This window comes from Blautia sp. AM42-2, from assembly GCF_003480245.1.
GTDB lineage: Bacteria > Bacillota > Clostridia > Lachnospirales > Lachnospiraceae > Fusicatenibacter > Fusicatenibacter saccharivorans.
The window spans coordinates 81,859-89,871 of record NZ_QUIM01000012.1 but is presented as its reverse complement, the minus strand read 5'-3'; the positions used below and the strand labels follow the sequence as shown (position 1 = coordinate 89,871).

6 protein-coding genes are annotated in these 8,013 nt (G+C 37.5%); 5 read left to right on the top strand and 1 reads right to left on the bottom strand.

The features are described 5' to 3' along the window. From DW915_RS12785 to DW915_RS12775, 3 genes are all read left to right on the top strand, one after another. A partial coding sequence (locus DW915_RS12785; protein WP_330422687.1) for an HTH domain-containing protein occupies positions 1-237 on the top strand: 237 nt, incomplete at its 5' end. Positions 238-357: 120 nt separating this feature from the next. Further along, on the top strand, positions 358-537 hold the full coding sequence (locus DW915_RS12780; RefSeq protein ID WP_028086473.1) for a hypothetical protein: 180 nt from the start codon (positions 358-360) through the stop codon (positions 535-537). A gap of 249 nt (positions 538-786) precedes the next feature. Beyond that, positions 787-1,287: a kinase gene (locus tag DW915_RS12775; protein WP_118742237.1), complete on the top strand. Its 501-nt coding sequence runs from the start codon at positions 787-789 to the stop codon at positions 1,285-1,287. Positions 1,288-1,301: 14 nt separating this feature from the next. Here the strand turns inward: DW915_RS12775 and DW915_RS12770 are convergent, their stop codons facing one another. Beyond that, positions 1,302-2,387, bottom strand: coding sequence for an IS701 family transposase (locus tag DW915_RS12770; protein ID WP_118742240.1), 1,086 nt, complete (start codon positions 2,385-2,387; stop codon positions 1,302-1,304). Positions 2,388-2,797: 410 nt separating this feature from the next. Between DW915_RS12770 and DW915_RS12765 the strand changes: the two genes are divergently transcribed. Together DW915_RS12765 and DW915_RS12755 are read left to right on the top strand one after the other, a co-directional pair. Then, positions 2,798-5,671 (top strand): response regulator, encoded by a 2,874-nt coding sequence (locus DW915_RS12765; RefSeq protein ID WP_118742236.1) that lies wholly within the window; start codon positions 2,798-2,800, stop codon positions 5,669-5,671. A 348-nt stretch (positions 5,672-6,019) separates the two neighbouring features. Next, positions 6,020-7,942 (top strand): hybrid sensor histidine kinase/response regulator, encoded by a 1,923-nt coding sequence (locus DW915_RS12755; protein ID WP_055221365.1) that lies wholly within the window; start codon positions 6,020-6,022, stop codon positions 7,940-7,942. Positions 7,943-8,013 lie beyond the last annotated feature (71 nt).

The window sequence follows — 8,013 nt, the reverse complement described above, 5'->3', positions numbered from 1 at the left end:
TGCCAATGCAATGGTGGAAGAAACAGGAATCCCCCTGCTTTAGCTGTGGGGAGTGTCAAAAAGTTACTTTCAGAAGATCATCAATTATCAGCAGTTAAGTTAGCTGAAAAAATTGGGGTTGCCAGTCGAAATATTGAGAACAATATTAAGAAGTTAAAAGAGTATGGTATTCTTATAAGACATGGATCTCCAAAGAATGGTTACTGGGAGATTGTAGATAAAGATCTACAGGAGTGAGAAGTAAATTAGTCCAAGATAGCTCAAGATTAGTCCAAGAGAATATATATATAACAAAAATAGATTGACATTTTGTAGTAATCAGTAGTAAACTGTACTTGTGGAAAGGAAGTGATATGTTTGGCTAGAAAAACACCAAAAGATGGCAAAGAAGAAAACATACGAGTACGGGTGACTCCAGAACAAAAACAGAGACTTGTTGAGTATGCAGAAAGACACTATCAGAGCATGAGTGGTGTTGTATGTCAGGCATTGGATCTCCTGTACGCAAGAGAAGAACAACAAAATAATAAAGAGTAAAATGGAGTTATTTTGGAGTTTATTTCTTCATAAGCGGTGCGAAAAACACAAAATCAGAACGCATGTTCGAAGCATAAACCTCTAATAACAGCCTTTGCGTGTCATGAAACGCAGTCCGCAAAGGAGTTCGAGTAACGGACTAAAATGCCGAAAGCCTGTATTTATGCGGGTTTTCGGCATTTGTTTTATCGAATGGCTCTAGTTTGGCTCTATTCGTGGGGAGAGTAATAGCAAGATTAAGGAGAAATTATGAAAAAGATAATTATATTAAGAGGTAACTCTGGAAGTGGAAAAACAACAGTAGCTAGAGCGTTACAAAAGAAATTTGGATACAATACAATGGTGATTTCACAAGATGAGATTAGGAGAAATATCTTGTGGGTTAAAGATGGCGTTGATACTAAGGCATTACCACTTATGATAGAACTTATGAAATATGGGTATGAGCATTGTGATGTGGTTATTTTAGAGGGCATCATGTATGATGAGTGGTATAGTCCTTTATTCAAAACGGCAAATGAATTGTATGGAATGGATATATATGCGTACTATTTTGATATACCATTTGAAGAGACGGTCAGGCGGCATAATACACGAGATAAAAAACAGGAATTTGGTGAAGAAGATATGCGTAGATGGTGGAGAGAAAAGGATTTTTCATCAGTTTTTAATGAAAAAATTATTACATCTGACATTGATGCAGACAGTATTGTTGAAATGATATATATAGCTATAAATGAGCAAATTTGAAAAAATGCACAAAACTACGCCACGACCTTTACAAAGGAGTCAAAACCAATGCATTCCCTCGCACATTGATAGAGGGTGAGATATTTTTCCATCTGGATTATGTCACTGATCCTGCGATACCCTGTTTCAAAAGGACAGACTTTGCCAGTTCCAACAACACACATATAGTGTGCAAATGACATAATCAACCAGTATCTTCGGATTCCCTGTGCAGAACGGATTTGATAGCTGTCCAGCGCCAGTTTATCCTTACATTGGCGGAAAAATACCTCAATTGGCCACCTGCATACGTAATTGTCCAGGATTTCATTTGTGGATAAAGACACATCCATGCAAAGGAAGGTCCTTAGTGCTTTCGGTTTTCCAAATGCTTTTTCGGGATAGCTGAAAAGAACAATTGCGTTTTCTGTACCGTTGAGATTGCCTTCATATCGGTACACATAATAGTTTCTGCCTTTAACTGTTACAAGGTCAAAGTTTTTATGTGTCACGGATAATTCGGCAGCCAATTCGCTGAGCTTCTTTTTCATTCCTGACGGGTACAGCAAACGATTTGTTTTCAAAGCACCAATGGTATGAAATCCTTGTACGGCAAAGGTGTTGATTATTTTTTCAGAAACGTACCAACAGTCACAAAGAAAATAGGCCTGTACCGGAGGAGCTGGCAGTTCCTTTGCGATATCCTGAACAATGTCGATTTTAGAAATTGCCTTGTTATACAGCACAAAAGCATAATTCAAAACAATGCCGTTACAGGAAAGCATAACCGAAACTGCCTGATGCCCATAGTCCTGTTTGCCTTTCAAATGAGATTGATGAAAATACGCATCTTCAATCGGATGCAGAGCCCGTGACGAAGGCTTTGTCTTTGAAGCTATCGTATCGTCAACAATACAGAAAACAGGTTTTCCGGTGCGGGCTGCTTCTGAATAAATAATCTCAATGACAGACCGTTTTAATGTATCTGAAAGCAACGATTCATCCCACTTTCCAGAGTTGAGGAAATGGGCAATTGTAGTTCTGTGGCAGGAACTGTTTTTGGCAAAATCCGTGGTTTTTCCATGGTATCCCGAAAGAAAGATGCTAATCAGGATACTCATAAGATGATTGATCATTCGATTAGAATACGATTTGCATAAATCTAATTTTTTAAACTGGTTGTATATGAATGCTGAATGATGTATAGTATTTGCAGGAGGCACCTTCTTTCGTGAATGCTGTAAATGTTGGTTTGGTCACTTTCATTATACAATACAATCGAATTCAAGGTGTCTTTCTTTTATGCAAAATCACGAACTTGCTCATTTATAGTTATATAATAAAGAGTAAAAGAATGTAATTACTCTGTTAGTAAATTGACACAGGTTGGCTGTAGAGTATAATTATAGTAAAAGTACAGCAGAAGCTGTCGCAAAGATATTTATAAAAATGTTGTGGGGGTATTGAACATTAATGAATGTAAAATTAAAATCTGCAAGCAAGCGACTGTAGCCTGGAGGGTGGGAGAAAGATGAAGAAGTGCAAATTAGTACAGAATATAAGAAATTTCAAATTTTGTTATTTTATATTTTGCATAATGATATGTTTGGTTGTTTTTCCTGTTTCCACATCTGCCCAAGAAAATTCTGATCATGTTATCCGGGTAGGATCTTTTGAGGAAACTTATAATGTAGTCAATGAAAAGGGAGAAAGAAGCGGCTATGGTTATGAGTATCTTCAAGATATTGCAGGTTATGCAGGATGGACATATAAATACATAACAAGTGATTGGAAAAACTGCTTTACACAGTTGGAAAATGGAGAAATTGATATTCTTGGTGGCATTTCCTATACAGACGAACGTGCTGAAAATATGCTTTTTTCCGATATGCCTATGGGGGAAGAGAAATATTACATCTATACGGATGCATCCAATATGGATCTTACAGCAGGAAATCTGGATTCTTTTGAGGGAAAAAATATTGGTGTGTTTAAAGATAATATAACGGAGGATGTGCTTAACGAATGGGAGTTAAAGTATGGTCTGCATATGCAGCATGTCAATGTTTCTAATACCGCAGAAGTTATGGACAAACTGTCGAAACACGAAATTGACTGCTTTGTTTCGGTAGAAGAATCCCGTTGGGAAGAATCGGATATTTCACCGATTACAAGTATTGGAGAGACAGAAATCTATTTCGTTATAAATCCAGAACGTCCGGATATCAAAGAAGCACTGGATAGTGCTATGCGCAGAATCAAGGATGACAACCCATTTTACACAGATGATCTCTACAGGCGTTATCTTTCTGCACAGAGCAGCTCGTTTCTTTCAAAAGAAGAAAGTGGGTGGATCGGGCAGCATGGTGCAATCCGGATAGGGTATCTGAATCAGGATGGAGGTATCAGCAGTGTAGATCCATCAACAGGTAAACTGACAGGTGTTATTACAGATTATGTAGATCTTGCAGAAAATTGTCTGCAAGGTCAGACTCTGGAATTTGAATTAAATGGATATGAGACAAGAAGTGAACTGCTTCAGGCATTGCAGGATGGAAAAATAGACCTGATTTTTCATGCAAACCAGAATCCATACTTTGCGGAAACAAATGGATTTGCTTTGTCGGATACGCTGTTGACTCTCAATATGGCAGCAATTACGGCAAAGGATTCTTTTGATGAGAATAAAGAGAATGTAGCTGCTGTTGAAAAAGATAATTTTGTATTGAAAGCATATCTTTCATACAATTATCCACAATGGAAGGTTATGGAATATGAGACATCAGATGCAGCAGTAAAAGCAATGCAGAAAGGGGAGGCAGATTGTATTGTAAGCAATTCAGGTACTGTTTCAAACTATTTGAAAAATAATAAGCTTCATAGCGCTTTCCTGACAAAAGAAGCTGATGTTTCATTTGCTGTTCAGCAGGGAGAACCGGTTCTTTTGTCCATTCTGAATAAAACACTGACATCTATGCCTACCGCTCAATTTTCGGGTGCAGTAGTTTCGTATAATGCTTCCTCACGAAAAGTTACAGTGAGGGATTTTATTCAGGATAATTTACTGACAGTTTCACTTATCGTTGGAATTTCTTTTTTCGTTGTTCTGTGTATCATTCTTCGTTCTTGGAAGAAGTCAAAACGTGCGGAGGAAAGATTCAAGAAATCTGCTGAACAGGCATTAAAACTGAATCAGGAACTGGAAGAAAAACGGCAGGAATTACAAAATGCACTTGTAGAAGCACAGAGTGCCAATAAGGCTAAGACTTCCTTTTTAAATAACATGTCTCATGACATCAGGACACCGATCAATGGCATTATGGGCATGCTTACAATTCTTGAAAAAAGCGGAAATGATGGTGAGCGGGCAAAAGATTGCCTGAATAAAATAAATGAGTCTTCGAAACTGCTATTATCATTGGTAAATGATGTTTTGGATATGGCAAAGTTAGAATCGGATACCGTGGTTTTTAGTGATGAATCCATCAAGCTGGATCAGGTATGTAAAGAAATCACGGAGTCGCTATACTTTCAGGCAGAAGAAAAAGGACTTCATGTTATAGGAGAACATGATGATTACAGTGGTATATATGTTTGGAGCAATGCAGTTCATCTGAAAAAAATATTGATGAATCTGTTTACAAACAGTATGAAGTACAATAAGGTGAATGGTTCTATTTACATGAGTATGAGAACGATTGAAAGATCAGAAGATCACATGACATGTGAATTTAAAATAAGAGATAATGGAATTGGAATGTCAGAAGAATTTATAAAAAATGAATTGTTTACTCCATTTGTACAGGCAGATAATTCCCCACGTTCTGATTATAATGGGACAGGTCTGGGAATGCCTATTGTGAAACAACTTGTAGAAAAGATGGGCGGAACCATAACCGTTGAAAGCAAGCTTGGTGAAGGAAGCTGTTTTACTGTAATACTTCCATTTAAAATTGATACGAATGCACGGCCAGAAGAAAAAGAAGATTTTGATGCAGATATATCAGATATCCGGGTATTGCTGGTTGAAGATAATGAGCTGAATGTGGAAATAGCAGAATTTATGCTGACGGAAAATGGAGCTAAAGTAGAAACAGTGAACAATGGGTTAGAAGCTGTTCAGCATTTTGAAGATTCCGAACCGGGAACATACGATGTTATTTTAATGGATGTTATGATGCCGGTGATGGATGGTCTTACAGCTACAAGAACAATAAGAGCTCTGGATCGGCAGGATGCAAAAACAATTCCTATCATTGCTATGACTGCAAACGCATTCAGGGAAGATGCAGAAAAGTGTATGGAAGCAGGAATGAACGCACATCTTGCAAAGCCGTTGGATGATGAAAAAATTAAGCAGACCATAAGCGAAGAGTTGAGAAAGCAAAATGCCTGTCATGAATGATTATGAGGCAACCGCAGCAATCAGGAGCCTTCCAGATGCATGGGAAAAGCAGACAGGAAACAGAGGATGTGCATCGGAGAAACTGTATCAGTTTTGTGATACAATGGCTGCATCTGAATACTGCTCGCTGATCCGTCCATTTCTGGATATCTCTACACTTTCAGCAAGATTGAAGGCGGAAGAATGCATTTCCACAGAATTCAGTATGTGTGATGGCAGTTGGCACAGGATGCTTTTTACTGTAAAAAAGGGATGAGTCTGGAAATGTAACCCATGTTTGCAAAATACGTGAAGAGTTGAGACGTTTTTGTATTAAATTAAAATTAGATAAAAGGCATGTGAAATACGATGATGAAAAATAACTATATAAAACAAAAAAGAAAAGATCAAAATCCGGTAAATCATTGGAAAATTTTTGAGGGACGGTTGGTATTCCTTCTGGCAATGGTGATTTTGGCTGTTGTTGCATATACTTTTATTTTACAACAAGCATATACCAAAACTGCTCTGAAAACAGAAATTGAACGAGATATTTCCAGTGCAGATGCGGTTCATAAGCTGGTAAATGACAGACTGGGACGAAAAGATTTTAATGAAATAAAAAGTAAAGCTGATGAGAATACAGAACTATTCAAGAATATGTCGACATATATGAATGAAATCAGAACGCTGAATTCTACGAGATATATTTACACAGCAACCAGAAATGAAGACGGTAGATTGATTTACGTTGTAGACGGACTGGATCCATCGGCTGGTGACGTCAGACATCCGGGAGATCCGATTGAAAAGGAGATGGTTCCTTATATAGAAAAAGCACTTTCTGGAAAAACAGTATATTCTCAGGATATTGTTGATACAACATGGGGACCTATTTTTACAGCCTGTTATCCTGTGACAGCGGAAGATGAATCTAATGAAGTGATAGGTGCTTTCTGCATAGAAATGGATATGCAGAAAGCGTATGGAATGGTTGAGAAGACGAATAAGTTAAGTATTGTACTGGGATGCATTACGGCGTGTATTTTGGTAATATTATGTACCTGTGGATATTCTGTATATAAGAAGCAAAAAGAAAATGAGCAGAAACAGCAAAAACTGTTGCAGGAAGCTGCAAGACTGGCCGATTCAGCTAATAAAGCAAAATCAACATTTCTATTTAATATGTCTCATGATATTCGTACCCCTATGAATGCAATCATTGGATATGCAGAATTGGGAGAGAAACATTTAAAGGAGCCAACTATATTAGAGGATTACTTTGAAAAAATATTATTGTGCGGAAAGAAAATGCTGCATTTGATTGATAACATTCTTGAATTAGCACGAATCGAAAACAACCAGGCAACGCTGGATGAAACAATAACAGATGTTTCTAAAAACTTTGATTTATGTATTGATATGTTTAGAAAACCGATAGAAGAAAAACATCAAACACTGAAAGTCAATAAGAACATTCGATATCCATACCTGCATATGGATGATGCAAGATCATCTGAAATTACGATTAACATTTTGAGTAATGCTGTGAAATACACGGGTGAAGGCGGTAACATAAGCTGTACATTGAACCAATATCCCGGCGAAAAAGAAGGTTGGAGTGTATTAGAGCTTATCATAGCAGACAACGGAATCGGAATGTCAGAAGAATTCCAAAAACATATTTTTGAATCATTTTCACAGGAACGATCTTCGTCAGACAGCGGAATAGAAGGTAGCGGACTTGGCATGGGAATCGTGAAGAAACTGGTGGATTTAATGAATGGCAAGATCACAGTTCAGAGCAAACCGGGAGCAGGTTCTACTTTTACAATCACGCTTCCATTAAAAATAGCAAATGCGGAAGAAAGGAATCCGAAACATGCAGACGGTCAGTTGAATATCAAAAAACTGGAAGGAAAAAGGGTTCTTCTGGTAGAAGATAATGACTTGAATGCAGAAATTGCAACGGAACTTTTGACGGAAGAGGGAATCATGATAGAAAGAGCGGAGAACGGCGTTGCATGTATTGATATGTTTAACAAAGCAAAGCAAAATTACTACAGTCTGATTCTGATGGATATTCAGATGCCGATTATGAACGGATATGAAGCATCCAGGAGAATTCGAGAACTGAAAGACGGTAACAAATCGCAGATTCCAATTGTTGCAATGACAGCAAATGCGTTTGAAGAAGATAAGAAGATGGCTTTGGCAAGTGGCATGAATGATCATGTTGCAAAACCAATAGATATGAATGTATTATTGCCGACTATTATGAAATATATGTAAAGGAAGAAAGAAGGACACTGATTTTGTAGTCAGTGTTCTTCTTACATATCAGTCGACTAAAGAAAAACATT